The 26,191-nt window shown below is 41.9% G+C and carries 21 protein-coding genes; 7 read left to right on the top strand and 14 right to left on the bottom strand.

The genetic code is table 11. From position 1 onward, the window contains the following. The first annotated feature begins 215 nt into the window (after nucleotides 1-215). Together porX and ACYQ3L_RS02120 are read left to right on the top strand one after the other, a co-directional pair. Complete coding sequence (porX, locus tag ACYQ3L_RS02125; protein WP_380000765.1) at nucleotides 216-1,760, top strand: T9SS response regulator signal transducer PorX; 1,545 nt, start codon at nucleotides 216-218, stop codon at nucleotides 1,758-1,760. 157 nt (nucleotides 1,761-1,917) lie between these two features. Beyond that, nucleotides 1,918-2,889: a polyprenyl synthetase family protein gene (locus ACYQ3L_RS02120; RefSeq protein WP_380000763.1), complete on the top strand. Its 972-nt coding sequence runs from the start codon at nucleotides 1,918-1,920 to the stop codon at nucleotides 2,887-2,889. 1,043 nt (nucleotides 2,890-3,932) lie between these two features. On the opposite strand, the gene ACYQ3L_RS02115 is transcribed toward ACYQ3L_RS02120, so the two are convergent. Then, entirely contained in the window at nucleotides 3,933-4,775 is an 843-nt protein-coding gene (locus ACYQ3L_RS02115; RefSeq protein ID WP_380000761.1) for a phosphatidate cytidylyltransferase, read from the bottom strand. Between the two features lie 220 nt (nucleotides 4,776-4,995). On the opposite strand from ACYQ3L_RS02115, the gene thrC reads away from it, so the two are divergent. Continuing rightward, complete coding sequence (thrC, locus tag ACYQ3L_RS02110; protein ID WP_380000759.1) at nucleotides 4,996-6,294, top strand: threonine synthase; 1,299 nt, start codon at nucleotides 4,996-4,998, stop codon at nucleotides 6,292-6,294. 53 nt (nucleotides 6,295-6,347) lie between these two features. Here thrC and ACYQ3L_RS02105 read toward each other — a convergent pair whose 3' ends face one another. The 3 genes from ACYQ3L_RS02105 to ACYQ3L_RS02095 all read right to left on the bottom strand — a co-directional run bounded on the left by ACYQ3L_RS02105 (nucleotide 6,348) and on the right by ACYQ3L_RS02095 (nucleotide 10,066). After that, nucleotides 6,348-7,067 carry a porin family protein gene (locus ACYQ3L_RS02105; protein WP_380000757.1) on the bottom strand — a complete coding sequence of 240 codons (720 nt, stop codon included), beginning with the start codon at nucleotides 7,065-7,067 and terminating at the stop codon, nucleotides 6,348-6,350. A 160-nt stretch (nucleotides 7,068-7,227) separates the two neighbouring features. Beyond that, on the bottom strand, nucleotides 7,228-7,854 hold the full coding sequence (locus tag ACYQ3L_RS02100; RefSeq protein ID WP_380000755.1) for a hypothetical protein: 627 nt from the start codon (nucleotides 7,852-7,854) through the stop codon (nucleotides 7,228-7,230). Nucleotides 7,855-8,170: 316 nt separating this feature from the next. Continuing rightward, nucleotides 8,171-10,066 carry an amidophosphoribosyltransferase gene (locus ACYQ3L_RS02095; RefSeq protein ID WP_380000753.1) on the bottom strand — a complete coding sequence of 632 codons (1,896 nt, stop codon included), beginning with the start codon at nucleotides 10,064-10,066 and terminating at the stop codon, nucleotides 8,171-8,173. A 732-nt stretch (nucleotides 10,067-10,798) separates the two neighbouring features. Here ACYQ3L_RS02095 and ACYQ3L_RS02090 point away from each other — a divergent pair. Genes ACYQ3L_RS02090 through ACYQ3L_RS02075 form a run of 4 tightly spaced genes read left to right on the top strand, consistent with a single transcriptional unit; the run spans nucleotide 10,799 to nucleotide 15,155 of the window. Then, nucleotides 10,799-12,340: a YifB family Mg chelatase-like AAA ATPase gene (locus ACYQ3L_RS02090; protein WP_380000751.1), complete on the top strand. Its 1,542-nt coding sequence runs from the start codon at nucleotides 10,799-10,801 to the stop codon at nucleotides 12,338-12,340. A 21-nt stretch (nucleotides 12,341-12,361) separates the two neighbouring features. Continuing rightward, entirely contained in the window at nucleotides 12,362-12,970 is a 609-nt protein-coding gene (locus ACYQ3L_RS02085) for a DUF4254 domain-containing protein (protein ID WP_380000749.1), read from the top strand. Between the two features lie 29 nt (nucleotides 12,971-12,999). Continuing rightward, complete coding sequence (locus tag ACYQ3L_RS02080) at nucleotides 13,000-14,043, top strand: glycosyltransferase family 9 protein (protein WP_380000747.1); 1,044 nt, start codon at nucleotides 13,000-13,002, stop codon at nucleotides 14,041-14,043. Then, nucleotides 14,040-15,155, top strand: a complete 1,116-nt coding sequence (locus ACYQ3L_RS02075) for a glycosyltransferase (protein ID WP_380000745.1) — start codon at nucleotides 14,040-14,042, stop codon at nucleotides 15,153-15,155. Before ACYQ3L_RS02080 ends, ACYQ3L_RS02075 begins: the two co-directional genes overlap by 4 nt. A 12-nt stretch (nucleotides 15,156-15,167) precedes the next feature. Here the strand turns inward: ACYQ3L_RS02075 and ACYQ3L_RS02070 are convergent, their stop codons facing one another. The 10 genes from ACYQ3L_RS02070 to ACYQ3L_RS02025 all read right to left on the bottom strand — a co-directional run bounded on the left by ACYQ3L_RS02070 (nucleotide 15,168) and on the right by ACYQ3L_RS02025 (nucleotide 26,023). Then, nucleotides 15,168-15,884 (bottom strand): glycosyltransferase family 2 protein, encoded by a 717-nt coding sequence (locus ACYQ3L_RS02070; protein ID WP_380000743.1) that lies wholly within the window; start codon nucleotides 15,882-15,884, stop codon nucleotides 15,168-15,170. Between the two features lie 34 nt (nucleotides 15,885-15,918). Continuing rightward, nucleotides 15,919-16,860 carry a UDP-glucuronic acid decarboxylase family protein gene (locus ACYQ3L_RS02065; RefSeq protein ID WP_380000741.1) on the bottom strand — a complete coding sequence of 314 codons (942 nt, stop codon included), beginning with the start codon at nucleotides 16,858-16,860 and terminating at the stop codon, nucleotides 15,919-15,921. A gap of 87 nt (nucleotides 16,861-16,947) precedes the next feature. Next, nucleotides 16,948-19,530, bottom strand: coding sequence for a DNA mismatch repair protein MutS (gene mutS, locus ACYQ3L_RS02060; protein ID WP_380000793.1), 2,583 nt, complete (start codon nucleotides 19,528-19,530; stop codon nucleotides 16,948-16,950). Nucleotides 19,531-20,048: 518 nt separating this feature from the next. Then, a complete protein-coding gene (locus tag ACYQ3L_RS02055; protein ID WP_006800744.1) occupies nucleotides 20,049-20,270 on the bottom strand; it encodes a DUF2795 domain-containing protein in 222 nt (73 codons plus the stop codon). 64 nt (nucleotides 20,271-20,334) lie between these two features. Next, the gene (locus tag ACYQ3L_RS02050; protein ID WP_380000738.1) at nucleotides 20,335-20,895 is read right to left on the bottom strand and encodes a cob(I)yrinic acid a,c-diamide adenosyltransferase; all 561 of its coding nucleotides are present in this window, start codon (nucleotides 20,893-20,895) and stop codon (nucleotides 20,335-20,337) included. Between the two features lie 47 nt (nucleotides 20,896-20,942). Further along, nucleotides 20,943-21,629, bottom strand: coding sequence for a methyltransferase domain-containing protein (locus ACYQ3L_RS02045; protein WP_380000735.1), 687 nt, complete (start codon nucleotides 21,627-21,629; stop codon nucleotides 20,943-20,945). A 1-nt stretch (nucleotide 21,630) separates the two neighbouring features. Then, nucleotides 21,631-22,353: a porin family protein gene (locus ACYQ3L_RS02040; RefSeq protein WP_380000733.1), complete on the bottom strand. Its 723-nt coding sequence runs from the start codon at nucleotides 22,351-22,353 to the stop codon at nucleotides 21,631-21,633. Between the two features lie 3 nt (nucleotides 22,354-22,356). Beyond that, complete coding sequence (locus ACYQ3L_RS02035) at nucleotides 22,357-24,138, bottom strand: LysM peptidoglycan-binding domain-containing protein (protein ID WP_380000731.1); 1,782 nt, start codon at nucleotides 24,136-24,138, stop codon at nucleotides 22,357-22,359. An 80-nt stretch (nucleotides 24,139-24,218) separates the two neighbouring features. Continuing rightward, complete coding sequence (locus ACYQ3L_RS02030; RefSeq protein ID WP_380000729.1) at nucleotides 24,219-24,950, bottom strand: lysophospholipid acyltransferase family protein; 732 nt, start codon at nucleotides 24,948-24,950, stop codon at nucleotides 24,219-24,221. Nucleotides 24,951-25,456: 506 nt separating this feature from the next. Further along, a complete protein-coding gene (locus tag ACYQ3L_RS02025) occupies nucleotides 25,457-26,023 on the bottom strand; it encodes a hypothetical protein (protein ID WP_380000727.1) in 567 nt (188 codons plus the stop codon). Nucleotides 26,024-26,191 lie beyond the last annotated feature (168 nt).

Genomic DNA, 26,191 nt, shown 5'->3' with positions numbered 1-26,191 from the left:
TGCAGAATAATATAGAGGCTGTCCCAAAAGTATTTTTTCATATCATTTTGTCATGTTGAACGGAGTGAAACATCTCGTATCCGGAGGGCCGAGATTCTTCGTTACACTCAGAAACAACGTTCGGCAGAGCGAAGCGGAGCCAATGACAAAGAGGGTAACACTTTAATAGTGTAATATTACTTTTGGGGCAGCCTCCTTATAACTATAGGATTTGAATGAGAAAAAAACGGATACTCTGGGCCGATGACGAAATAGACGTGTTGCGCGCTCATATTCTTTTCCTTGAAGAAAAAGGATACGACGTGACTCCTGTGAACAGCGGCCAGGATGCGCTGGACTGCGTAAAGGGCGAATCTTTCGATATCATATTCCTTGACGAAAACATGCCCGGACTGGCTGGTATGGAGACCTTGAGCCTTATCAAGGAGATCAACCCCAATATTCCTGTTATTATGATTACCAAGAGCGAGGACGAAGGGATCATGACGCATGCCATAGGCAAGAAAATAGCCGATTATCTGATCAAACCTGTCAATCCGCACCAGATACTCCTGTCACTGAAAAAGAACCTCCACAAAGACGATATCGTTTCCGAAATAACGCTTGAAGGTTACCGGGAAGAATTTTCACGGATCAGCGCGCATATGAATGATTCTCCCGATTACAACGACTGGATAGATATCTACAAGAAACTGGTATATTGGGAAATAGAGCTGGATGCTTCGCAAAGTCCCCTGGCAGACCTTTTACGGGTACAAAAGCAGGAAGCTAATAACAGCTTTAGCAGATATGTAAAAAAGAATTATGAATCGTGGATATCAGATGCAAAAGATAAGCCGCTGATCAGCCCCGAACTTTTCCCTAAAAAAATACTTCCGTTACTGGACAAGGGGGAAAAAGTATTTTTTATCCTGATAGATAACTTCCGCCTCGACCAGTGGTGGGAAGTAAAAGACCTGCTGGCAGGCGATTTCAATATTTCGGAGGAGGAATATTTCAGTATCCTGCCCACGGCCACGCAATATGCCCGTAACGCTATTTTTTCCGGACTTATGCCGTCACAGATTGTGAAGTCTTATCCCGGCCTGTGGGTGGAAGAGGATGAAGACGAGGGTAAAAACCTCAATGAAGAGGTATTTTTACAGAAACAATTGGAAAGATACGGAAAGGAATATACCTTCTCCTATAATAAATTATTGTCTTCCTCGTCAGGCGAAAAGCTTGTGCAGAATATAAACACGATGAACAGCAAGCCACTTAATGTCATTGTCATCAATTTTGTGGATATGTTATCCCATGCACGTACCGAATCGAAGATGATACGTGAACTGGCTTCAGACGAAGCTGCATACCGTTCTCTGACCCGTTCGTGGTTTAAACATTCCAGTACAATGGATATTTTGCGAAAAGCGAGGGAGATGGGGTATAAAATAATCCTTACCACCGACCATGGCACTATACGCGTGAAAAATCCGGTGAAAGTCATAGGGGATAAAACCGTAAACTCCAATATCCGTTACAAATTCGGCCGGAATCTGGAATATGACCGCAAAAAGGTTTATGACATCCATTCTCCGGAGAAAGCAGGATTGCCGTCTCCCAATATAAGTACAAAATACATCTTTGCCACGGGTGATGACTTCTTTGCATACCCCAATAATTACAACTATTATGTATCCTACTATACCGGTACATTCCAGCACGGGGGTATTTCTATGGAGGAGATGATCGTGCCTGTTATTACATTGACGGGAAAATAGCTGGACCGGCCTCTCCTGATATTCAATGGGGAAAACACAATAAGGTAAAGCAGGTTCTTGTTATTCCTTAAAAAATATCCTGATGGTGTTCAAAGTTATAAATATATAATGCTATAAACCGAATTATTCCTAAATTTGCATCTCAACAAAACTTAGTATGGATAAAAAGCTTTTAATAGCAAAACCAGTAACGGAAGAGCTGAAAAAATTCAATACCTATTACAAAGATTCTGTCTTTTGTAATAACGTAAGGATTCAGGAGATTATAGATTATATTATGAAATCGGATGGCAAACGGATACGTCCCATTCTGTTACTATTAGCGGCAAAGGCCTGTGGAGAAATAAACAATACGACTTATAACTCCGCCATAACAATAGAACTTCTGCATACAGCTTCCCTGATACATGACGATGTTGTTGATGAATCCAAAATAAGGAGAGGAATGGCTTCGCTGAATGCTATTTACGATAATAAGATGGCTGTACTCGCGGGTGACTATTTCCTGTCCACAGCCTTGATTAAAAGCGTACTGACCGGTAATATCGAAATTATATCGCACGTTTCGGATTTAGGACGTGACCTTGCCGAAGGCGAATTGAACCAGCTCTCACTGGTCAAGGAACTGATTCTGGATGAGGATGAATATTTTCAGGTGATAAGGAAGAAGACCGCATCACTGATGTCGGTATGTATGCGTATAGGAGCAATGTCGGTGAACGCGCCGGAGGAAGAAGTGGAAAGGTTTACCAAATTGGGAGAATATCTCGGGGTTTGTTTTCAATTGCGGGACGACATATTCGACTACTTTACGGATGCCATTGGCAAGCCTACAGGAAATGATATACGCGAAGGGAAAGTTACACTCCCTTTGTTATATGCTATAAGAAATGCGCCGGAGGATGAAAAGAAGGAATTATTGTCCGTCATTTTTTCATACAATTATACAGACCAAAATATACATAAGCTTATCAGCTACGCTAAAGGGCACGGAGGTATAGATTATGCCTACCGCAAAATGGAAGAATATAAAAATCGCGCGGAGGAAATAATCGCGACGGTTTCAGAGACTGACGTGCGTGAGGCACTGGAAGCTGCCGTAGAGTATATTGTGGAAAGAGCTTACTGATATTTTATCTGCTACTGTAACAATATATCCCTGACCGGATGTTGCCCAATCTCTTAATACTGTTACTATCCCGGAATTGAACCGGGTGGCATTATCATTTGTTCCTGCCCATACAATGGAGACTTCTTACAATAGTTCATCAAGTGTAGCGATTGCTCCGCCTGCAGCGGGATTAAGGCTTATGGCCTGTATTCCGGCAGTTCCTGGATATTGCTTGCAGTCTGAAGTCCGGATATATCCCCCCCATTCTCCGATAAAAATAGGGATGGATAACCCTGAAACTTGTGTTAATTAAGAAGAAAGAGTTTTTTCAATACCATAAATTCTCCTTGTACAACTTTCCCAAGCTGTATTTTAGATGTTGAATGCAAAATAAAGACAAAATGAAGATATGGAATTGATATGGCATGGGTAATAACCGGATGTCATATAAACTCTTTCTTTGATATTCTCTGAATTAAAATGATTTGTATATTTTCTTTTGATGATATTCACTATGGAATAAAGAGCTTTTTTTGCGGGGAAAAAACTCCTGGTAGCAGTTCTGTTTAGCCCCTTTTCCTTTCCCTCTGATAAATAGTTAACTTCCGGATTTTCGCAAGGGAAAGGGCCAGAGCGGTTTATGTCTGTTAAGATTGGAAATATCATTGTGTTGTTCTGTTTGCTATTGTGTTGACTATATAGTCATTAGCGTTTCAAAGGTAAAACGGGAAAATTATATCCAAATGGTGATAGTGATTGTTGTTTCATACCGGAATCTTCATTACCAACACATGTAGTTTCGGCCGTCCCTATCTTTATTACGCTTACTTTACGACCACAAAATTATGGCAAAATTTCCATATGCCTGTTACACATTTCCGCATTAATTTTATATATTTTGAGATTTTATCGGAACATCTGCTATGCTATTGGTATAAAGTATATGAGGCCTGCGCAGACCTGCAGTTGCTTGCGGCTCGAGTTCTTTTTGTTTTTGTATCTGTCTTATTGTCAGGCATCTGAACTGTAAGGATGACGGTTTCTGTTGGGATCTTAATGATTTATATACAGGAAATAAGAGAATCGGTCAGTAACAGGTATACGCATACTGCCGGAATAGCCAGTATTGTGCTGTCGAAACGGTCGAGGATACCGCCGTGCCCCGGTATCATATTACCTGAATCCTTTACTCCGAGTGTACGTTTTATTAATGACTCGAAGAGGTCGCCCCAAGTGCCGGCCACCACTACCACGGCTGCGAAGCCAAGCCAGGAAAGAGTGCAAAGATTTGGGAAGAAATGTGCAAAAATGAGAGAAGAAGCTATCGCTGCAATCGCGCCGCCGATAAAGCCTTCCCATGATTTCTTAGGGGAAATCCGCTCGAATAAGCGGTGCTTTCCGAAAGCCATACCTGTAAGATAGGCGAAAGTATCGTTTACCCATATTGTTACCAGCAGGGCAAGAATATATACATAATGATAGCTTCCGGGTTCATAGGCAAATACAAGATAGTTTGTCAATGCTAAGGGGCCTGCAATGTAAACCTGCCCTAAAAGTGAATGGGATAAGGACTGGATAGGATTTTCCCGTTTCATATACAACTCGCTGATGAAAAGGACTATCAGATAAATCATATATGGGACAAAAGCCAGTGCTGATGCTGAATGGACACAATAGTAAAATCCTCCTAAAAAAAGGAAAAATCCTCCTAATATATTCCATGGCCGGATAACGCGAACTTTGGCGCTTTTTTCTATCAATCCGTAAAACTCATACAGGCATAATACGGTGAGCAACGAGAATATAATAACAAAAGTATATTCATCTTTAAGTATTCCTCCGAGTAACAGGCCGATGAATACAGCTCCGGCGAGGATACGGACAACGATATTAGGTAATTTCAATGTGTTTCTTTTTTCATTATAACGTAACAAAAGTAGTAAAAATAGAGATATTTTATCCAGATATTCAGAAAATAAAAGGATTGGCGGTTTCAGCTATCTTTTTCCGTAAATAATAGGCTGAATTATTTGTCAATGAAAATGTTCCGGATACGAATATAATGTTCATTCATTTGCCTCTTCTTTTGCATTTTATTATTTTTGTTTTTCAAATTAATATAAAATGAAGTATTACAGTACGAATAAGAATGCGCCGCAGGTCGGTTTGCAAGAGGCGGTAGTCAAAGGTCTGGCTCCTGATAACGGGCTTTATATGCCCGAAATGATAAAGAAATTGCCACAATCTTTTTTTGACAATATAGGCAATATGAGCTTTCAGGAGATAGCATATACGGTTGCAGATGCTTTCTTTGGAGAAGATATAGAGGCTGGCACTCTCAAAAGTATCGTATATGATACGCTTAACTTCGATACTCCTGTAGTACATGTAAAAGATAATATATACAGCCTTGAACTTTTTCATGGTCCTACTCTTGCGTTTAAAGATGTGGGGGGGCGTTTCATGGCCCGCCTGCTCGGCTATTTCATTAAGAAGCAAGGACAGAAAGATGTGAAAGTGCTGGTGGCCACATCGGGAGATACGGGCAGTGCTGTCGCGAATGGCTTCCTGGGAGTGGGAGGTATTCATGTATATGTCCTTTATCCCAAGGGTAAGGTAAGCCAGATACAGGAATGCCAGTTCACCACATTAGGGCGGAATATAACAGCAATAGAAATAGACGGCACATTCGATGATTGCCAGGCGCTGGTTAAAACTGCTTTCCTTGATGATGAACTGAACCGGAAACTGAATCTTACTTCCGCCAATTCCATAAATGTAGCCCGGTTTCTTCCTCAGGCATTCTATTATTTCCATGCTTATGCCCAACTTGCCAAGCTGGGAAAAGCCCGTAATATTGTCTTTTCGGTACCTAGCGGTAATTTTGGGAATATTACCGCCGGACTCATAGCTAAACGCATGGGGTTGCCTGTAAAGCGTTTCATCGCGGCAAATAACAGCAATGATATTTTCTATAAGTATCTGCAAACCGGAGAGTATGATCCCCGTCCGTCTGTGCAAACAATCGCCAATGCCATGGATGTGGGAAATCCCAGTAATTTTGTCCGGGTACTCGACCTTTACAATAAGTCATTAGACGAAATAAAGAAAGATATATCCGGGAAATGGTATAGTGATGACAATATAAAGAAGACAGTAAAGAATACTTATGATGGAACAGGATATTTGCTCGATCCTCACGGGGCGTGTGGTTATCAGGCTTTAAAAGATGAATTGCAGTCTGATGAAACGGGTGTTTTCCTTGAAACGGCGCATCCTGCCAAATTTCTGGAAACAGTAGAAGGCATTACCGGCAAACCGGTTGCTATTCCCGGGAAGTTACAGGCTTTTATGAAAGGGGAAAAACAAAGTATAGATATGGGCAAAGAGTTCGCCGGTTTTAAGCAATTCCTTTTGAAATAAAAACAATAAAGCCCGGTTTGGATACCGGGCTTTATTGTTATATGAAAGAATGATCAGAACTTATATCCTAAAGTAACGGAAGCATTCCTGTTTTTTACTTTCCCGGCTTCTTGAGATATATTATATAGCCCGAAATCATATCTAAAGCTTATATTCACATGTTCATACTCTACTCCCATGCCGATACCGATACCCCAGTCAAATTCACGGAAGTGGGTATCACTGAAAGTCTCTTTATCTCTTCTCCAGTCGTTTATAAGATTGTAGTACGGAAGATGACGCATGTATTCGTTCAGATTCATTGTGATGGTCTCTCCCGGAGTTTTTAAAATAACTTCGTCCCCAAGCTCGGTTGGCCCGCCAACACCGTAGGCTATATAGGGGCCGGCTTGCACCATCAGTCTTGTTTTTTCCGATAAGTCAAATTTATATCCCAGATGTACAGGTACCTGGATATAAAAAGCAGCGATGGTTGAATTTTTGATATCCAGACTTGTGCCTTCCTCCTCGTTTTTATTCAGAAGATCGAATTTGGCACCCTTATTGGCGAATTCGATTGCGGAAGAAATATACAAATCACGATTAAGGAAATAGTCGAATGTAAGTCCCCCGGTGAAGGAATGTTTCATTCTGGTTTTGTAAGAGTACTCACTAAGGTCTGAAAATACAAATCCGGCTTTGGCTCCGAAAAAGAATTTTTTTTCTTGGGCGCTGACAGATAAGCCTCCAATTAAAAAAATTGCAGCTAAGGTAATTTTAATCTTTTGTTTCATAAAATATTCGGTTAAGATGATGTAGTTTATATTAAGCTGTCTAGAAGGAACAAAGATATATAAATTATTTGTATCCATATATATAAAACAATTTTTATAACTTCCGAAAATAAAAAAAGCCCGGAACTTCCGGGCTTTCTATATGGTTGCAGAGCGTTTTTTAGAATAAGAATTTGACACCGACAGTTAAATCGCCGATTTCAGTTCCATGTGTATCTCCATTGAATCTGAAAGAATTGCTGCTGTCGCCACCTTTCGGTTTAGAGCTATTGTAACGGGCGCTCAGTACGGTGAAAGAAGTTTCTACTGTAATCCAGTCATTGATTATATAATCAAAGCCCGGAGCTAAAGCTACAGCGATATTAGTCTCGTTCACCTTCAGTTTGGTCTCGCCGTTTCCATATTCAGTGCTTCCGAAAGAGAGAGGAAGCGCAGCTTGTCCGAAGAAGTAAAGTCCGCCGCTGATGTTCCAGTACTTTCTGGCAAAAGGCATGATAGAGATATCTGTAGATTTCTCGGTTTGTACACCGGCTATTTTCACTTTTCCCGATTCAAATCCTAAGGCCGCACCTACAGCTACGGAAGGAGAAATGAATGTTCCGACAAGAGGGGCAACTGTGAAGTCATTAATTTTTCTTTCAACAATTCCATCGGAAGAAGTTGTGTAAGATTTATCGCTTCCGAAGCCTAACTGACCTCCGACAAACCAAGTTCCTTTAAGACCATCTTGTGCGTTTACAAACAGGCAGGAAAATGCCAATGCGCTGACTAGTAAAATTTTTTTCATAATTTTTTAATTAATGTGATCGTTTTTAAGTTTGTTCTGCGGTGCAAATGTATATGCATTTTTCTTAATTTTAAAATTTATGATGGAAAATTTTGTTGTTCCTTTCGCATTTGCTTTGTTTACAATAGGATAGATCACGTATGAAAAATGTTTGAATAAGGACGGAAAAATAATCATAATGAAAGAAAAACGTGCCATATTCCGGATCTTTCTATAAATGAAAGAGATAGGCCTGTTTTATAAATTTAAATAAAAAATGCCGGGAATAGAGAGTTTGGTTCCTTATTCCCGGCATTGACAAATATTGTCCGTAGGGTCAGTATGACCTTTTATCTATTCCCTCTATATAATTCAAAAAGGCTGTATTTACCATCCTGTTGCCTCCCGCAGTAGGGTAGTTGCCCGAAAAATACCAGTCCCCTTTATGGCCGGGGCTGGCTTTATGGAGGTCCTCAATGGTTTGGAATACAATTTCTATCTTAGCCTGAGTCCCCTTTGGCGTAAGCATTTCGGCCATCTTTGTCGATATTTCTTCATTGGAGAACGGCGCGTATATTTCTTTTACATAGTTCACTATTTCTTCTTTAGGCTTATCCTTTTGCGCGAGAGATTTGCGGTACACCTCGTCGATAATGGATTGCAGCCCTCTTTCTTTGAGTAGTTCGATTGCAGCCCTGAATGCGGCAAACTCGCTCATGCGCGACATATCTATGCCATAGCAGTCGGGATACCGGATTTGCGGGGATGAGGATACGATAACTATCTTTTTGGGGTGCAGGCGGTCGAGTATTTTTATGATACTTTGTTTCAGGGTTGTTCCCCGTACAATGCTGTCGTCTATTACTACCAGGTTATCCTCATAAGGGCGTACCGAATCGTATGTTATATCATAAACGTGAGCTGCCAGGTCGTCGCGGCTGCCATCCTGCGCGATGAAAGTCCGTAACTTGATGTCTTTGATAACAACCTTTTCGGTGCGTACACGCATAGATAATATTCTTTGCAGCTCTTCTTCGGAAATGGATGCGCCTTTCTCTGTGATCTTCTTTAGTTTTACGTCATTCATATGCTTGTTTAAGGCCTCTGTCATGCCGAAGAATGCAACTTCCGCCGTATTGGGGATGAATGAGAAAACCGTATGCTGTATATCGTTGTCTATTGCTTTCAGGATAGGCGGAAGAAGGAGTTTGCCGAGATCTTTCCGTTCGTTGTATATATCCGCGTCCGAACCGCGTGAAAAGTAAATCCGTTCGAATGAACAAGGGGAGACATTTCGCGGTTCCTGTATCTGCGAAAACAATACCTGTCCGCTTTTTTTGATAATGATGGCCTGTCCCGGATTCAGCTCCTTTACTTCTGCTACGTCTAGATTGAGTGCCGTTTGGATAACAGGGCGTTCGGATGCCACCACGACAATCTCATCGTCATAGTAGTAGAAAGCCGGACGTATGCCGGCAGGATCTCTGTACACAAATCCATCGCCACAGCCGATAAGTCCGCCGATAGTGTATCCTCCGTCCCAGTTCTCACTGGCTTTGTTGAGCATGAAGTGTATATCGAGGTTTTTCTCTATCATGTCGTTCAGCTCTTCTCCTCTTACTTTGCGGTCTTTACCGAATTTGTCATACTGGAACTGAACTTCCCTGTCGAGGTGATGCCCGAGGGATTCGAGTAAAACGAATGTGTCGGCATAATCGCGCGGGTGTTGTCCTTCAGCCACCAGCGCTTCGAACAGTTCATCGACATTGGTCATGTTGAAGTTTCCTGCCAAAGCCAGGTTTCTCGACCGCCAGTTGCTGCGTCGAAGGAACGGATGCACATATGAGATGCCGCTCTTGCCCGTTGTGCTGTAACGCAAATGCCCTAAAAATAATTCACCTGCAAATGGCAGGTATTGGGTGGCATATGCAGGATCGTTTAATTTTTCGCGGGATGTTTTTTCGTAATTTTTATAGACATTCGAGAAGATTTCCGATATGGCGCCTGAGCCTGTGGCTCTTTCCCTGAATATAAATTCGCTTCCAGGAGGCGAGTCTAATTTTACCACAGCCAGTCCTGCGCCTTCCTGCCCGCGATTGTGCTGTTTTTCCATCAGCAGATACAGCTTATTCAGTCCGTATTGCCATGTACCGTACTTCTTTTGATAGTAGTCAAGCGGCTTTAGCAAGCGTATCATTACGATACCGCATTCGTGCTTCAAAGGCTCTGTCATATAAAGATCTCCTTCTGTTGAGAATTTGTTGAGAATAGTTATTCTTTTTTGAGGCTACAAAGATAATATGATTTTTTCTGTAATCCTAAAATATTATAGCTGCAAAAAGGGTATTAACAATAAGTAAGGGAAGCAGCGTGCAAATGGGAAACCGGTGTCGTCAACAGATATCTGTTGCATCAATAAATTTGATGTTTTTTCGTGCGGATTATGATATTATTTTTCATACGGTTTATCTATAGGGTAGATAGCTTATAGTTCTTTGAAGAAATGGGAAGGATTTAAAGATTCAATGTTTAAGAATTTAAAGATTGATTAGAAAAAGTAATGAAAAGTGTAACCTTTGTTACCTTTTAAGAAAGTTACGAGTTACTTCGCCCTTCGGGCAGTTACGAGTTACAAGTAAACAAGATACGAGTTATTAACTGATGATTGCTTACCGTAAAGCCACTTATGCGATAGCCAAAGCTAACGGCTAATAGCTATCAGCTAAAAGCTGAAACATGTGTTACCTTTATTACTTTTTCCGATTCGGTATCTATGCAATAGCTCTTTATCCATAGAAATAAAATATTCTTTGAAGAAAACTGATAAATGAAAAATATGTGCAAAAAGTGTAAAGTTTGTCAATTTTTAGGCAGAAGCTGCAAGCAAATAAATTATTAATTTTTCATTCTTAATTATTAATTGTTTTTTATCTTTGCTCCTTGTTACTCATTTTTACTCCTTTAGATGTTAGTTAAGGTTTTTGGCGCAGCTGTACAAGGTATACTCGCAACATTGATTACAATAGAAGTAAATTGTTCGAAAGGCATAAAATTTATGCTTGTCGGATTGCCTGACGCATCGGTAAAGGAAAGCCATGAGCGTATAGTCTCGGCTCTGCAGATAAACGGGTACAAATTTCCCCGGCAACAGATAGTTATCAACATGTCCCCGGCCGATATACGGAAAGAAGGTACAGCATATGACCTGCCTTTGGCTATGGGAATACTGGCAGCTTCGGACAGCCTGAAAGCTGATAAGCTGGAAAACTATATGATTATGGGAGAACTATCGCTCGATGGTACCATTCTTCCCATAAAAGGAGTGCTTCCTATAGCTATAAAAGCCAGGGAGCTTGGTTTCAAAGGTCTAGTGCTGCCCCGCAAAAATGCGCGGGAAGCGGCAGTGGTCGATAATCTGGACGTGTACGGCGTGGATAACATAAGCGAGGTAGCCGGCTTCTTTAATGGGGATACAGAACTGGAAAAGACTATAGTGGATACCCGTGCCGAATTTTACAGTTCCCGGCAGGTTTTCGAATTTGACTTTGCTGATGTAAAAGGGCAGGAGAACGTGAAACGGGCATTGGAGGTCGCAGCCTCGGGTGGGCACAATCTGATAATGATAGGTCCGCCGGGTGCAGGTAAGTCTATGATGGCGAAACGTATGCCTTCTATTCTTCCTCCTTTTATTTTACAGGAAGCCCTGGAAACGACAAAGATACATAGTGTGGCGGGTAAGATAGGGAATGAAACATCCTTGATGGCTCAACGGCCGTTCCGGAGTCCACATCATACTATTTCCGATGTGGCTCTCGTTGGCGGTGGCGCCTATCCCCAACCCGGAGAGATAAGCCTGGCGCACAACGGGGTTCTCTTTCTTGACGAATTACCTGAATTTAGCAGGAGCGTGCTGGAAGTTATGCGGCAACCACTCGAAGACAGGAAGATATCCATTTCGAGATCTAAATTTTCTGTCGAATATCCGGCCAGCTTTATGTTGGTTTCATCGATGAATCCATGCCCTTGCGGCTACTATAACCATCCCGAGAAGGAATGCGTCTGCCCTGGTGGAGCTGTTCAGAAATATCTGAACAAGATATCGGGACCGCTTCTCGACCGTATAGATATACACATCGAGATAGTTCCCGTACCGTTCGAGAAGATATCGGATAAGACACCTGCCGAAGCAAGCGAATCTATCAGAGAACGTGTTATAAAAGCAAGGGAAATACAAGAACAGCGCTTTAAGGATGAGGACGGGATATATTGTAATGCGCAAATGACACCCCGGCTTCTTGCCAGGTACGCGTCTCCTGACGATACAGGATTGCAGCTGTTAAAAACGGCAATGGACCGGTTCAATCTGTCGGCGAGAGCTTATGACAGGATATTGAAAGTGTCGCGTACAATTGCGGATTTGGATAGTTCCGAAAAAATACAGCCGAAACATTTGGCGGAAGCCATAAACTATCGTAATTTAGACCGGGAAACCTGGGCTGAGAAATAATATTAATATAAAGAACAAATCATGAAATTTACCGGTTTGAGTAATTCTATCTTTGAAAAATCAATTAATGATTATCACAAAACGAACAGTGTAGATAGTCCCATCAATAACCCTTATACTGAGAAATCAATAGAATATTTTCTGTATCTTAAAAACTGGATAGATACGGTTCAGTGGCATCTGGAAGATATTATCCGCGACCCGGACATCGATCCGTCGGAAGCTTTGCTTATAAAGCGCCGTATCGATAAATCGAATCAGGACAGGACAGATCTGGTGGAACTGATAGACAGTTATTTCCTTGATAAATATAAAGATATAAAAGTATTGCCTGAGGCCCGGATCAATACGGAAAGCCCGGCGTGGGCAATAGACCGTTTGTCTATCCTTGCTCTTAAGATATACCACATGCAACAGGAAGTGGACAGGAAAAACACGACAGCAGATCATCACGGGCAAGCATCGAAGAAGCTTCAGGTTTTACTTACGCAGCGTAAGGACCTTTCTACGGCTATAGAAGAATTATTAGAGGATATAGAGGCAGGAAAGAAATATATGAAAGTATATAAGCAGATGAAAATGTATAACGATCCTAGCCTTAATCCGGTATTATATACTAAAACACAATAACTTGCAGTCAATTTACAAACGATACAATTATGTCTAAAGTCCTGGTAATACGGATATCTTCTTTCGGAGATGTAGCTATGCTCGTTCCGGTAGTATATTCTGTTGCAGCAAAATATCCACAGGATCGTTTTTCTGTAATGACCCGGAAAGCATTCGCTCCATTATTCGAAAATCTGGGGTTTAACATCAATGTCATTCCTCTCGACATTAAGCGTAGGTACCGGGGAATAACAGGTTATTTCAGAGTGATGAGACGGCTGTCTGCCATGAGGTTTTCCCATGTAGCTGATGTGCACGATGTCTTGCGTTCCAAAGCTATTCGTCATTCTATGCTTCTAATGGGGCGTAAGGTCGCGCATATCGATAAAGGTAAGAATGAGAAAAGATCTGCGATAGCTCATAAACAGCTGGAACCACCGCTTAAACATACCATGCAGCGTTATCAGGAGGTTTTTGATAAACTGGGCTTTCCTGCGCCAATGGTATTTAATAATTTCTTTGATTTCGTCCCGCGGAATTTTACGGATCTTAAATCCGTCGTTAAAGAAAAGGATGGTAAGTGGGTAGGTATAGCCCCTTTCTCTAAGCATAGGGGTAAGATATATCCTTTGGAGAAGATGTCGAAGGTAATTGATATATTGTCAAAGGAAGAAGGTATTACTATATTCTTATTCGGTTCGGAAAAAGAAGAGCGAAGAGTGTTGTCCCATTGGGCATCGAAGTATCCGAATACAATTGACCTTACCGGAAAGCTTAATTTGCAGAAAGAAATACTTCTTATCTCATATCTGGATGTCATGCTGTCGATGGATTCGGCTAACATGCATCTTGCCTCATTGGTACAGGTGCCGGTAGTATCCGTGTGGGGAGCAACCCATCCTGCAATTGGCTTCTATGGATTCAGACAGGATATAGCAAATGCCATACAGGTCGATTTAGATTGCAGGCCATGTTCGGTTTTTGGGGAACTGCCTTGCCAGAGAGGGGACGAGGAATATGCCTGTATGGAAAGAATTACAGCAGAGTCCGTTGTTTCCCGAATCCACAAGGTTTTAGACAAGACAGAGCCATGAAAATTGCGATCCTTTCACCGTTCTATCCGTACAGGGGAGGGCTGGCACAGCTTAATGCCCGGTTGTACACTGAGCTTTCCGGGCACAATGAGGTGAAAGCATTTACATTTACAACTCTTTATCCCGATCTTCTTTTTCCGGGTAAAACGCAATATGTAGCCGAAGGAGATACAGCCACAGTGGTCGATAGTATCCGTGTATTGAACAGTATAAATCCTTTTAGCTATATCCGTACAGCCAGATGTATCAATAAGTATGCTCCCGATCTGCTTATTATACCTTACTGGATGTCTTTTCTTGCGCCGGCCTATGGCTCGGTGTGTCTTTTCCTTAATAAAAGGACTAAAATAGTGGCTCTCGTTCACAATGCCATTCCTCATGAGAAAAGGTTTGTGGATAAGTCTTTTGCCCGCTTTTTCTTCAATAGATGTAATGCATTTATTGTTATGAGTGAGCCTGTCCGGCAGGATTTACTCTCCCTGAAAAAAGATGCGCGGATACTATTACAGCCACATCCTATATATGACCAGTATGCTGAGCGTACGGATAAAGCCGCCGCATGTAAAAGGCTGGGAATTAGAGATGATAAGAAGAACCTCCTTTTCTTCGGACTTATACGGGATTATAAAGGCCTGGATATACTTATCGAGGCGATGGGAGTGCTGGATGGCTCCTATCAATTGATTATAGCCGGAGAGAGTTATGGCAGTTTTGACAAATATGCAGAACTGATTAATCAATCTCCTTTAAAAGACAATATCGTCGTCTTTGAGCAATATATCCCCGATGATATGGTTTCAACCTTATTCTCTGCCGCAGATGTACTGGTTCTGCCATATAAGTCCGCTACTCAAAGCGGGGTGGTAGCCTTGGCCTATCAGATGGAACTGCCTATGGTAGCTACGGATGTAGGAGCATTAGGCACTACTGTTAAGGACTCAAATACGGGTTTGGTGGTACCGGAGCCTGCTTCCGGAGATGTAGCTAAAGGCATAAGAGAATTTTTCGATTCGGATATACAATCCTACAGGGATAATCTCAAAAGAGAGAAGAAACGTTTGTCGTGGGGTAATTTCACCCGGTCAATCGAATCTTTCTTCTCTACATTGTAATATATCATCTGATTACTTCATGCCGAATAATCCATATTTAAGCATGCATATAAAGGCTCTTACACCATCTTTCCAGCCTATCTTCTTACCTTCTTCGTAAGTACGGCCATAATAAGAAATACCTACTTCATAGATTCTCACGTTGGGATATCTCGCCACCTTGGCTGTCACTTCCGGCTCAAAACCGAAACGCCTCTCCTGTAATGGGATAGACTTGATAATATCTGAACGGAAGAGTTTATAGCATGTTTCCATATCCGAAAGATTAAGGTTGGTAAACATATTGGAGACAAATGTCAATATCTGGTTCCCGATAGAATGCCAGAAAAAGAGTATGCGATGAGGCTTTCCTCCCATAAACCTTGAGCCGAATACAACATCAGCAAATCCGTCTATTACAGGCTTCAATAAGATATTGTACTCCTCCGGATCATATTCAAGATCGGCATCTTGTATGATTATATAGTCTCCTGCAGCTTCTTTGATGCCCCTGTGCAGAGCAGCTCCTTTGCCCATATTCACGGGTTGTTCGAAAAGCCTCATATCTGCCTGCGGATGCTCGGCCATATAGGCTTTTACAACCTCGACGGTATCATCTTTTGAGCAGTCGTTAACAATGATAATCTCTTTGTCGAAATTACCGATAAGGTTTACAGCCAAAACTTTATTAAGTATTAAATGTATTGTCCTGGCTTCGTTGTATGCAGGAATAACGATTGAAAGTTTCATGTTTATGTTATATTTATGTCTTCGTAAAAATCCTTTATTCCAATATGTTATCGAAATATGCTATCGTTTTTATCAACCCTTCTCTCAACTGTATTTTGGGCTCCCAGTCCAGTTTTTCTTTAGCCAGGGTAATGTCGGGTTTCCTTTGTTTAGGATCATCACTTGGCAGAGGCTCGAATACTAATTTTGATTTGGAACCTGTCAGCTCCAATATCAGTCTGGCCAGCTCAATCATGGTAAATTCACCCGGATTACCTGTATTTACAGGCCCAGTAAACGAATCATCGGTGGCCATCATTCTTATCATGGCTTCCACCATATCATCCACATACTGGAAGCTACGGGTCTGTGTCCCATCCCCGTATATCGTAATATCTTCCCCTTTCAGTGCCTGCACTATAAAGTTCGAAACCACACGTCCATCTTCCGGATTCATGCGGGGACCATATGTGTTGAATATGCGGACTATTTTGATCCTTACCCCGTTCTGACGGTGATAATCCATAAACAATGTCTCGGCACAGCGTTTTCCTTCATCATAACAAGAGCGTATCCCGATAGGGTTTACATTTCCCCAATATGACTCGGGCTGAGGGTGTATATGAGGATCGCCATAGACCTCGCTTGTCGAAGCCTGAAGTACTTTCGCTTTCAGGCGTTTTGCCAGTCCAAGCATATTGATGGCCCCCATGACGGAAGTCTTAATGGTCTTGATGGCATTGTACTGGTAATGAACCGGCGAAGCAGGACATGCAAGGTTGTATATTTGATCTACATCCACATGAAATGGATGAACGATATCATGCCTTATTAATTCAAAGTAGGGGTTGTCCAGTAAATGGACGACATTCTCTTTAGAGCCGGTGAAATAATTGTCTAGGCATAATACTTCATTGCCTTCGCTCAGAAGCCTTTCGCACAGATGTGACCCGATAAATCCGGCTCCCCCTGTTACAAGTATTTTTCTTCGAGTCATTTTTCTTGGTCTATCTTATTGTTTGTAAGTTCGTTTCGGAATACAAAGGAATAAAAAAATACAATCTGTCTGAAATTCTTTAACACTTTATTTACCTGAAACTATTTTCTTTATATCATTCAGCTTGTTTAAGGCTTCCATTGGTGTAAGGTTATTGACATCCAGCGACTTTATTTCATCCCTCACCTGGCTAAGCACAGGGTCGTCCAACTGGAAGAAACTAAGCTGGTAACCCTCCCTGTTTTCTTTGATATCGGTGATAGGCTTTGATATTCCCTGTTTACGGTTATCAGTTTCCAATTGTTTCAGTATATTATTCGCCCGTTTCACGATGCTCTGAGGCATGCCGGCCATCTTGGCCACATGAATACCGAAGCTGTGTTCGCTGCCACCCGGTATAAGTTTGCGCAGGAATATCACTTTGTTATCCACTTCCTTGACCGAAACATTGAAGTTTTTGATCCGTTTGAAAGACTTCTCCATCTCATTCAGTTCATGGTAGTGCGTGGCAAACAGGGTCTTTGCTTTTGCCTTCGGATGTTCGTGAATGTATTCCACAATAGCCCATGCAATGGATATACCGTCATAAGTGCTCGTTCCCCGGCCTAATTCGTCGAACAGGACGAGACTTCGCGGAGAGAGATTATTCAATATATCAGACGCTTCATTCATTTCCACCATAAAGGTTGATTCGCCCAGTGAAATATTATCCGATGCCCCTACGCGGGTGAATATCTTGTCTACCAGCCCTATCTGGGCAGATTCGGCAGGGACAAAACTACCGGCTTGCGCCATCAGTGTAATCAAAGCCGTTTGACGGAGCAGGGCCGATTTACCGGCCATATTCGGTCCGGTTATGATAATGATTTGCTGCGAATTGCTATCCAGAAAGACGTCGTTTGTTATATAGGATTCGCCTAATGGCAACTGCTTTTCAATGACCGGATGGCGGCCGTTCTTTATCTTCAATGCATCCGTGTCATTGATCTCGGGACGGATATATTTGTTCTCCTTGGCTACTTTGGCAAACGAGAGCAGGCAGTCGGTCTGCGCGATCAGGTTCGCGTTCACCTGTATAGTTGGTATGTATTCTACAAGGCTGAGTACAAGATCGTTAAAAAGAGATGTTTCGAGGGACAGAATCTTCTCTTCCGCACCCAGGATCTTCTCTTCATAGTCTTTCAGTTCCTGTGTGATATAACGTTCTGCATTTACCAGTGTCTGCTTACGTATCCATTCGGCCGGAACTTTATCCTTGTGCGCGTTCCGGACTTCGATATAATAACCGAATACACTGTTGAAACTTATCTTGAGAGAGGAGATGCCGGTGGCTTCAGTCTCCCGTTGTTGTATTTTCAGCAGGTAATCTTTTCCGGAGAAAGCAATATCACGTAACTCGTCGAGGTCGGCGTTTACCCCTTTGCTTATAACGTTCCCACGATTCAGCATTGCGGGTGGATCGGGATATATCTCTTTCTCTATGCGGTCGCGGATAACAGGACAGGGGTTGAGTTTTTCCCCTATTTCCCTCAGGCTCGGTTCACTTGATGCCAGGAATGCCTCACGTATCGGCTCTATGGCTTTTAATGCCACTTTCAACTGGACTACTTCACGCGGGGTAATTCTGTTTACGGCTACTTTGGATATAATGCGTTCCAGGTCTCCGATTAATGAAAGTTGTTCTTCCAGCAGGCCTTTTAATTCCAGATCCCTGAAGAAGTATTCAACTACGGATAGCCGGCTGTTTATAGGCTTTGCTTCTTTCAGCGGGAATACCATCCAGCGGCGAAGCATACGCGCGCCCATCGGCGATGTTGTCCTGTCCAGAATGTCGAGGAGGCTTTTTCCTCCTTCGTTCATGGTGGAAATGAGTTCGAGGCTGCGGACTGTGAATTTATCCAGACGGACGTACTTATCTTCCTCTATGCGGGAAAGCGAAGTGATATGCCCTATCTGTGTATGTTGGGTGACATCGAGATAATGGAGGATCGTTCCTGCCGCGATTACCCCGTTTGTCAGATGTTCTACGCCGAATCCTTTCAGGTTCTTTGTTTCAAAGTGTTTCAACAGCCTGTCTCTGGCAGTATCTTCCGTAAATACCCAGTCGTCGAGCTCGAATATGAAGAAACGTGTTCCGAAATATTCTTCAAACAGCTTTTTCTTGCTTCTTTCCACCAGGACTTCTTTCGGGGAGAAGTTGGTGAGCAGTTTGTCTACATATTCCTTAGTTCCTTCCGCTACAAGATATTCCCCTGTGGAAATATCGAGCAGTGAAATGCCACAGCTGCTTTTCGCAAAATGTACCGCACAGAGAAAATTGTTCTCTTTATGATTGAGGATATTGTCATTAATGGATACCCCGGGAGTGACAAGTTCCGTAATTCCCCGTTTTACAATTGTTTTGGTCAGCTTTGGGTCTTCCAGCTGGTCGCAGATAGCGACTCGTTTACCTGCCCGTACCAGTTTCGGCAGATAAGTATCCAGTGCATGGTGAGGAAATCCGGCCAGTTCGACAAATTGTGCTGATCCATTGGCCCGCCGGGTAAGTGTTATCCCCAGTATCTCGGCGGCATCGATGGCATCTTGTGAAAAAGTCTCGTAAAAGTCACCCACACGAAACAGCAATATAGCATCAGGATGTTTACTCTTGATTTCCAGATATTGTTTCATCAACGGGGTTTCGGCTACTTTCTTCGACACAGTTATTATGTTTATTTAGATGTATTCTTTATAGTTAAATTACAAGTAAGCAAAGATAGAAAATAATTAATAATTAAGAATGAAGAATTAATAATTCGTTTGCTTGCAGCTTCTGTGTAAAACTTGACAAACTTGACACTTTTTGCACATATTTTTCATTTATCAGTTTCCTTCAAAGAATATTTTATCTATGGATAAAGGAGATCCCGCAAAGGCGCCAAGCCGGAAAAAGGTTACAAAAGTGACAGATTTGCCATAGTACATGACAAAAATTTCTTTTTCTCTTTGCGCTCTTCGTGTAACTCTCCCCGGATATTGTATAGATAAAGTTTTAGAGATTTATTAATAATTCGCATAAATAACATAGCTTAACCATTTTTTGTCCAAAGCCAGATCCGGAAAAACACAAAAAGAGATCAGAGTGAATTTTCACCCCAATCTCTTTTCAGTTACTTTCTTTTAAAAGAGTCTTTTACAGCATCTTTAGGCTAATATTCGTCTTCGTTGAAGAAGAAGTCTTCTTTGCTCGGATAATCGGGCCAGATATCTTCGATTGTATCAAAGATTTCATCCTCATCCTCGATCTCCTGTAAGTTTTCTATTACTTCCAGGGGGGCGCCTGAACGTTGAGCATAGTCTATTAACTCTTCCTTTGTTGCAGGCCATGGTGCATCTTCTAATTTCGATGCAAGTTCTAAAGTCCAGTACATAATATCTTAGTTTTATTTATTTTGCCGGTTTGGTTATATTTTCGCAAAAATAGAACTTTATTTCTTATATCAAAGTCTGATTCCAAAATATTTCTTTTCCTTTCTTGTTACTTTCTTTCCTGGCTAGTAAGAAAAAGTAATCTGAGAGCCGGTTTACGAACATTAAAACGTGTTCATCCACCGGAAATTCTTCCTTCACCCGGTATATGCAACGTTCGGTTCTCCGGCAGACTGTCCGGCATATATGTGCCCGTGATGCGGACTCGCTTCCTCCCGGTAATACGAATTGGCGAAGAGACGGCAGTTCGCTGTCCATCCTGTCCATCTCGTTTTCCAGCAGCGCTATATCTTTTTCTGTAATGATACTTGCTGCTTTGGGGGGCATCGCTTCGGTTTCAGTGGCAAGATATGAACCTACCGTGAACAATTTATGCTGAATATAGGATAATGTTTCCAGGTCATGTTTGTCGTCTATTTCTTCTATCAGAAATCCGACGAAAGAATTCAGCTCGTCGGCAGTGCCATAAGCTTCGAGCCTGACATGGGATTTAGCTACCCGTTTTCCTCCGACAAGGGAAGTTGTTCCCTTATCTCCCGTTTTTGTATATACCAAGCTTTTCTTCATCTATCAATGATCTGTTTAAACCGTGAATATTAAAGAGGCCTGCAGCCCTAAAAACTTATCTGATAATTCCATCTGTACAACTGTCTGTCGAAAAATAAAATTCCGGTATTGAACAGATCGAGTACAGCTGTCCGCGACTCTATATTTAAAATACTTCTCCATAACATCTGGTAGCGTTTATTTGTTCGGATACCTTTCACAATAATGAATGTTTTTTCGTGAGAAAGTTCCGACAGGTACTTGTTTATATCTGCCGGCAGATGATTGTAGTTGTTGAGGTCGATCAATATGCAGTCCTGCTTATTTGTTAGAACGGGTAGCGCCGCTTCTGTATGCAGATTTATCTTCCTTGCCCAGTTATGGTACAATTTGCGGGCCAGGGCTGCTTTCTGTTCCGATATTTCTATGCATGTACATTCTGTATTGGAATACGGTGCTGTCAGGCATAGGGAGTTAACCCCAAAGCCGGAACCTATTTCCAGAACCCTTTTCACCTCGAAGTGATTGGCCAGCTTAAACATCAGCTTATTCTGTTTGTTGAGCTTGAAATGTTTTTCTTTCAGGCTGTCAAGCGCGAATTTTATATCGTCATAGGCGTGGTAGGGTGCTTTTTCTTCTATGACTTTTGTCACCAGATTGAAGACAAAGGGGGAATGTATGCCATGTCCCCGGTGATGGCGTACTTTATATAATAATTTCAATCCTGTCCTTGAAAGTTTGTATATGCGCGGCATATCAGAATAGCTTAACGTAGTAGGTCAACTTAACCGAAATAACCCTGTTGGCAGAGCGGTTGAAAAAATCGGATTTACTGTTTTTGTAAATATCTCCAAGGCCGAATGTATATCGTCCTTCCAATGCAAAATGACCGATGCCCGACCTGAATTCGAGCCCCATGCCTCCCATAAGGGCGTAATCTATCTTTCTCTCGGGCTTACGGTAATACTGATATGTCATAAAAGAAGGGCTCAGACTGCCGCTTGCCAGTGCGTCGGATAGTGCCTGGTTCATCTTTTCACTGTCGTTGAGGAGGAAGCTGAGCTTGGGCCCCAGATTGAAGAAGACACGTACCTTATTTCCAAAGTAGATATGGGTAAGTATAGGCAATTCCAGGTAATTTAATTGATGGGAATGCTGGTATGGGGACAGTTCTCCCGATTCGCTCGGCTCAAAGTATTGCTCCCATCCTTGTTGAGAATAGTTCAGTTCGGCTATCAGCCCCAGATTCTTTTCGGAAATATAGCGTATAGCAAGCCCCCCGGAATATTGCTGGAGGTTTTTGGTACTTATAGTTCCCCCGTCATTCAGTGCCCTGTTGGGGTCGAAGCTGACGGATGAAAGCGTAGGGCCGAATCCGACACCTATGTTCCACTCAGGTTCGAACTTTTTGTCCTGTCCGTTTGCGACAACGGTAAAGAGTGACGACAACAATAATAGGATAAAGAATCTGTTTGTCATTTTTTATCTGCTGATATCTGTTTTTTCAATGCCTGATCCTGTTTTATACTGGATAAGGTATAACCCGTTGTTGATGAATCCTCCCCTGTCGTTTATGCGTTGGAAGTGCGCGGCTGATTGCAGGGTAGGAACTTTGAGGTTAGATATATTGTTCTCAAAACTGCTGCCGTATCTGTTGAGTGCTGTCAGGAAATAAAGTCCTGCGTCGTATCCCAGATAGCCGTATTTGGGATATGAATTTATAAGGTTCTTATTGTACCATTTTTTGTATTCGCTTACAAAGTCTTTGACATCATTCTGTTGTTCATCGAGGAAGAATATACTGTAGATGTAAGAGTCGTATTTATGCAACCCGCCCGTATGCTGTGAATATGTCTGCCACTCGGGGTAACCGAACAGGGTTACGGCTTCTGTAGTCAGCGAATTCATTGCGGCCAGCACTTTGCGCAGCGTGATTTCTGACGAGGAGGCAGGAATCAGTATGTTCTTTTCTGTACCTTCCATCACATTCCTTATATCTGTAATCAGATTGTCGGAACTTGCAGTGGATTTGAAGGGTATATTCGACTTTGACAGTTCTTTTTTCAGGGTGTTCGTGAAGTCTGATTTATCATTGTCAGAGCCAGCTTCGGAGACGAAGATTATATTGTAGTCCCTGAACTTGTCCTTGAATGCAGATGATATTTCAGTGTACAGGCTTGAATGGGATGTGGTCATCTGAAATAATGTCGGTGTATTTTCTATGTCATTTGTCGAACCGAAAGGTATAACGTATTTAATCCCTGTTTTCTTAGAGAATTTGGTCAATACATCTATCTGCTGCTTGGATACGCCTCCGATTATCAGATGGAGATTTTTTATTTCGTTTGTACCCAGCAGGCTTTCAAGTTTTTTCGTACTCTTTTCGGTTCCGATGTCGAAGGCATATATCTCGGCGTTAAGGCCTCTGCTTTTCATTTCCTTAACGGCCAACAGGAAGCCTTCGTAATATTCGGCCAGTTTTTCTTTCTGGATGCTGCCGTGATTGTCAAGGAACGGAAGCAGGACTCCTATACGGACTGTCTCTCCTTTTGTAGCATAGGGGGTTTCTGTCCGTACAGCCTTTTGTTCATTGGTGGTAAGCCTTGGCTCCTGTATCTGCCTTCTTGGGATAACCAGAGTCATTCCCTCTTTCAATCCGCCGTCTTTCAACGAGGGGTTTGAATTCAGGAGAGCTTCTACGGATATGCCCTGGTTTTTCCCTATACTGTATAGCGTTTCGCCTTTTTGTACTTTGTATTCCATATTCGGGCTTGCATATCCTCCGTTTGTCACGGTTGGGGCTATAGTCGCATATCCGCCTGTAAACACAGGAATACGGATGGTTTTCCCCTTGCTGAATGTCTTTTCGTCCAGTCCCGGATTTGCGTCTTTGAGGTTGTCCACGGATATATGATACATCCGCGATACGGAATAGAGCGTTTCTTTCGGCTCAATCAGATGACTGCTGTAATTTGCCACTTTCCGCCCTTTTTCTATTTTCAGCTTATTTCCGGCTTTGATTCCCTTTTCGGCCTCCGGGTTAAGTCTGTAAATGGATTGCACGGTGGTGTTATATGCAGCGGCTATGGAGTACGCGGTTTCCCCTTTCACTACAGTATGTGTGATAACAGCATCCGGCGCCTGCTCAACTGCTGTGGCACTCGCTATATTCAAATCATTATGTCCTTCAGCAGACAGGTCCAATGCAGATGCAGCTAACAGAATCAATGATAGGAATAGTATATTCTTAAATTTAGATTTCATGCTGATTGTTGTTAAGTAAAGGCACAAAAATACAAAAAAATGGTTTCGTATTCAGATATAACGTTTTTTATTACTCTTTGTTATTTATATTTTTCCCATAATCCGGAATATACGGTTTCCCGGCAGTTGTCAATAAACTGCGGCATATTCTCATCGGTAAGGTTATCTGTAGAAATGGGTTCATGGACAATTAGTTCAAGTTTGCAGGGATTGATGAGGTATGTGTTTATTCTCATCAGGTCGAAAGGGCCGTTTACTGTAACCGGTACAACAGGCAATCCCATTTCTTTTGCAATAACGAATGCTCCGCGTTTGAACCGCCCCATTTTACCTGTATTAGTTCTTGCTCCTTCGGGGAATATTACCATCGAAGAGCCTTCTCCAAGCTGTTCTTCGGCTTTGATAATAGTTTCTTTCCTCGATTTCAGGTTGGAGTGGTCTACAAATACATGTCCTGCAATTTCGGAGGCTTTACCAACAAACGGGATTTTACGCAGTTCCTGTTTCTGCACCCATTTTATATTCTGGTTCAGATACCCGTATATAAGGAAAATATCGAAGGCGCCCTGATGATTGGGTACAAATACATATGATTGGTCAGGGTCGAGTTTCCCGTGGCGGACAACCTTAATCCGGCATAAGGCCAGCCGGCAGGACAGTTTGCTCCAAAGACGAGGCGGATAATAACCCCAAAATGTACGGTCACCTATAAGGCAGCCAATCATAACTGTGACAGCCGTAATAATAGTCGCCAATACAAAAATAGGGGCGAATATGAACAGCTGGTACAGAAAGAGAATAACTTTCTTCATAATTATGATATTCTGGTTCAATATGCAAAAATACATTTTTTAATTAAGAGTGTATTTAAGTTTTTCCTACGAAGTTGTTCCGGATATGGAAAGATTCTCAAAATATTTATCTGACCTGAATATCCCGGAAATTATATACATACTCGGTTCCTGTGATTATTAATGCGAATTGGTAGGTGGGTTTTAATGTTCGATTTTTAGTTACAAGTTACTACACCCTGTGGGCAGTTACAAGTTACGAGTAGGCTTATGCACATAGGGCTAAAGACTGAAGAGCCTCTGTCTTGCCTTCACATCGCGGTTCCGGCCTCGTCCAGCAGGCGGGATACCCAATCCGTAAATCGGCGTTAGCCAAAAATAAGCCGGTAGGCGAATTAGAAAAATCGAACATTAAAACCCCACTACTGCCATTATTATCTCCTTTTTATAAAAATAAATAAGGTTTCGCCAATTCCTTGACGAAACCTTATTATACAATTACGATATAACCTATTTTTTCTTTAATATTATTTTTTCCAGCTACCACCGCCGAGATAGAATCCTACAGTTATTAAGAAATAGCCGTTTGAAGAAGATATGCTCTGGTTACCAATTTCAAACTTTGAAGAAGGAACAAGATTATAGCTTGCTGCCATTCTGAATTTTTTATATTCGAAACCTGCTCTTAACAATCCGCCGAACTTACCGGATGTATCAGCACCCAGATCAGTATCATTGACTTTGATTGTCGCCAAGCTGTAATAGCCGGCACCGGCGCCTACAAATGGGGCAAAACTGGAAGTTCCCTTGTTGAAATAGTAATCGAAAGTAGCCAGATAGGCTTCATTTCCTGATACACTTCCCTCAGCTTCTCCTACTTCTTTAGCCATGAACGCATCTTCGATACGGATACCCACGTTCATATTATCTTTCAGGTTGTATTTAAACTCTAATGCAGCCCCAATACCTCCTCCTCCTTTGGGTATCGCATAACCGAGGTCTAATCCGCCTCTGAACTTTCCGGCTTCCTGAGCATTAGTAGAAAAAATCGACACGATCATTGCAATAGCAGATAATAATAAATATTTTTTCATTTCAAATTGATTTTACGTCTGTTCCTGTTCAGACATTTGGTTAATAAATTAATTTTAGCCTAATGGAAAAAACCAGTCAGACTAAATCAGACATAAAAATATCTGCCAATTTTGTAGAATTTTTGAATTTTCACTTTTAAGACGAATTTATTTGAGTAATTCCTAAAG

It is taken from the genome of Dysgonomonas termitidis, from assembly GCF_054657735.1.
The sequence above is the reverse complement of the archived record's forward strand: the minus strand, read 5'-3'. Positions and strand labels throughout refer to the sequence as shown.

Excerpts from the sequence above, each read along its gene's own strand:
- ACYQ3L_RS02050 (WP_380000738.1), bottom strand. The coding sequence starts at position 20,895 with ATGAAGAAAAGCTTGGTATATACAAAAACGGGAGATAAGGGAACAACT.
- ACYQ3L_RS02040 (WP_380000733.1), bottom strand. The coding sequence starts at position 22,353 with ATGACAAACAGATTCTTTATCCTATTATTGTTGTCGTCACTCTTTACC.
- thrC (WP_380000759.1), top strand. The coding sequence starts at position 4,996 with ATGAAGTATTACAGTACGAATAAGAATGCGCCGCAGGTCGGTTTGCAA.
- ACYQ3L_RS02080 (WP_380000747.1), top strand. The coding sequence starts at position 13,000 with ATGTCTAAAGTCCTGGTAATACGGATATCTTCTTTCGGAGATGTAGCT.
- ACYQ3L_RS02070 (WP_380000743.1), bottom strand. The coding sequence starts at position 15,884 with ATGAAACTTTCAATCGTTATTCCTGCATACAACGAAGCCAGGACAATA.
- ACYQ3L_RS02095 (WP_380000753.1), bottom strand. The coding sequence starts at position 10,066 with ATGACAGAGCCTTTGAAGCACGAATGCGGTATCGTAATGATACGCTTG.
- ACYQ3L_RS02075 (WP_380000745.1), top strand. The coding sequence starts at position 14,040 with ATGAAAATTGCGATCCTTTCACCGTTCTATCCGTACAGGGGAGGGCTG.
- ACYQ3L_RS02025 (WP_380000727.1), bottom strand. The coding sequence starts at position 26,023 with ATGAAAAAATATTTATTATTATCTGCTATTGCAATGATCGTGTCGATT.
- ACYQ3L_RS02035 (WP_380000731.1), bottom strand. The coding sequence starts at position 24,138 with ATGAAATCTAAATTTAAGAATATACTATTCCTATCATTGATTCTGTTA.
- ACYQ3L_RS02055 (WP_006800744.1), bottom strand. The coding sequence starts at position 20,270 with ATGTACTGGACTTTAGAACTTGCATCGAAATTAGAAGATGCACCATGG.
- mutS (WP_380000793.1), bottom strand. The coding sequence starts at position 19,530 with ATGAAACAATATCTGGAAATCAAGAGTAAACATCCTGATGCTATATTG.
- ACYQ3L_RS02045 (WP_380000735.1), bottom strand. The coding sequence starts at position 21,629 with ATGCCGCGCATATACAAACTTTCAAGGACAGGATTGAAATTATTATAT.
- ACYQ3L_RS02085 (WP_380000749.1), top strand. The coding sequence starts at position 12,362 with ATGAAATTTACCGGTTTGAGTAATTCTATCTTTGAAAAATCAATTAAT.
- ACYQ3L_RS02105 (WP_380000757.1), bottom strand. The coding sequence starts at position 7,067 with ATGAAACAAAAGATTAAAATTACCTTAGCTGCAATTTTTTTAATTGGA.
- ACYQ3L_RS02065 (WP_380000741.1), bottom strand. The coding sequence starts at position 16,860 with ATGACTCGAAGAAAAATACTTGTAACAGGGGGAGCCGGATTTATCGGG.
- ACYQ3L_RS02030 (WP_380000729.1), bottom strand. The coding sequence starts at position 24,950 with ATGAAGAAAGTTATTCTCTTTCTGTACCAGCTGTTCATATTCGCCCCT.
- ACYQ3L_RS02120 (WP_380000763.1), top strand. The coding sequence starts at position 1,918 with ATGGATAAAAAGCTTTTAATAGCAAAACCAGTAACGGAAGAGCTGAAA.
- ACYQ3L_RS02100 (WP_380000755.1), bottom strand. The coding sequence starts at position 7,854 with ATGAAAAAAATTTTACTAGTCAGCGCATTGGCATTTTCCTGCCTGTTT.
- porX (WP_380000765.1), top strand. The coding sequence starts at position 216 with ATGAGAAAAAAACGGATACTCTGGGCCGATGACGAAATAGACGTGTTG.
- ACYQ3L_RS02090 (WP_380000751.1), top strand. The coding sequence starts at position 10,799 with ATGTTAGTTAAGGTTTTTGGCGCAGCTGTACAAGGTATACTCGCAACA.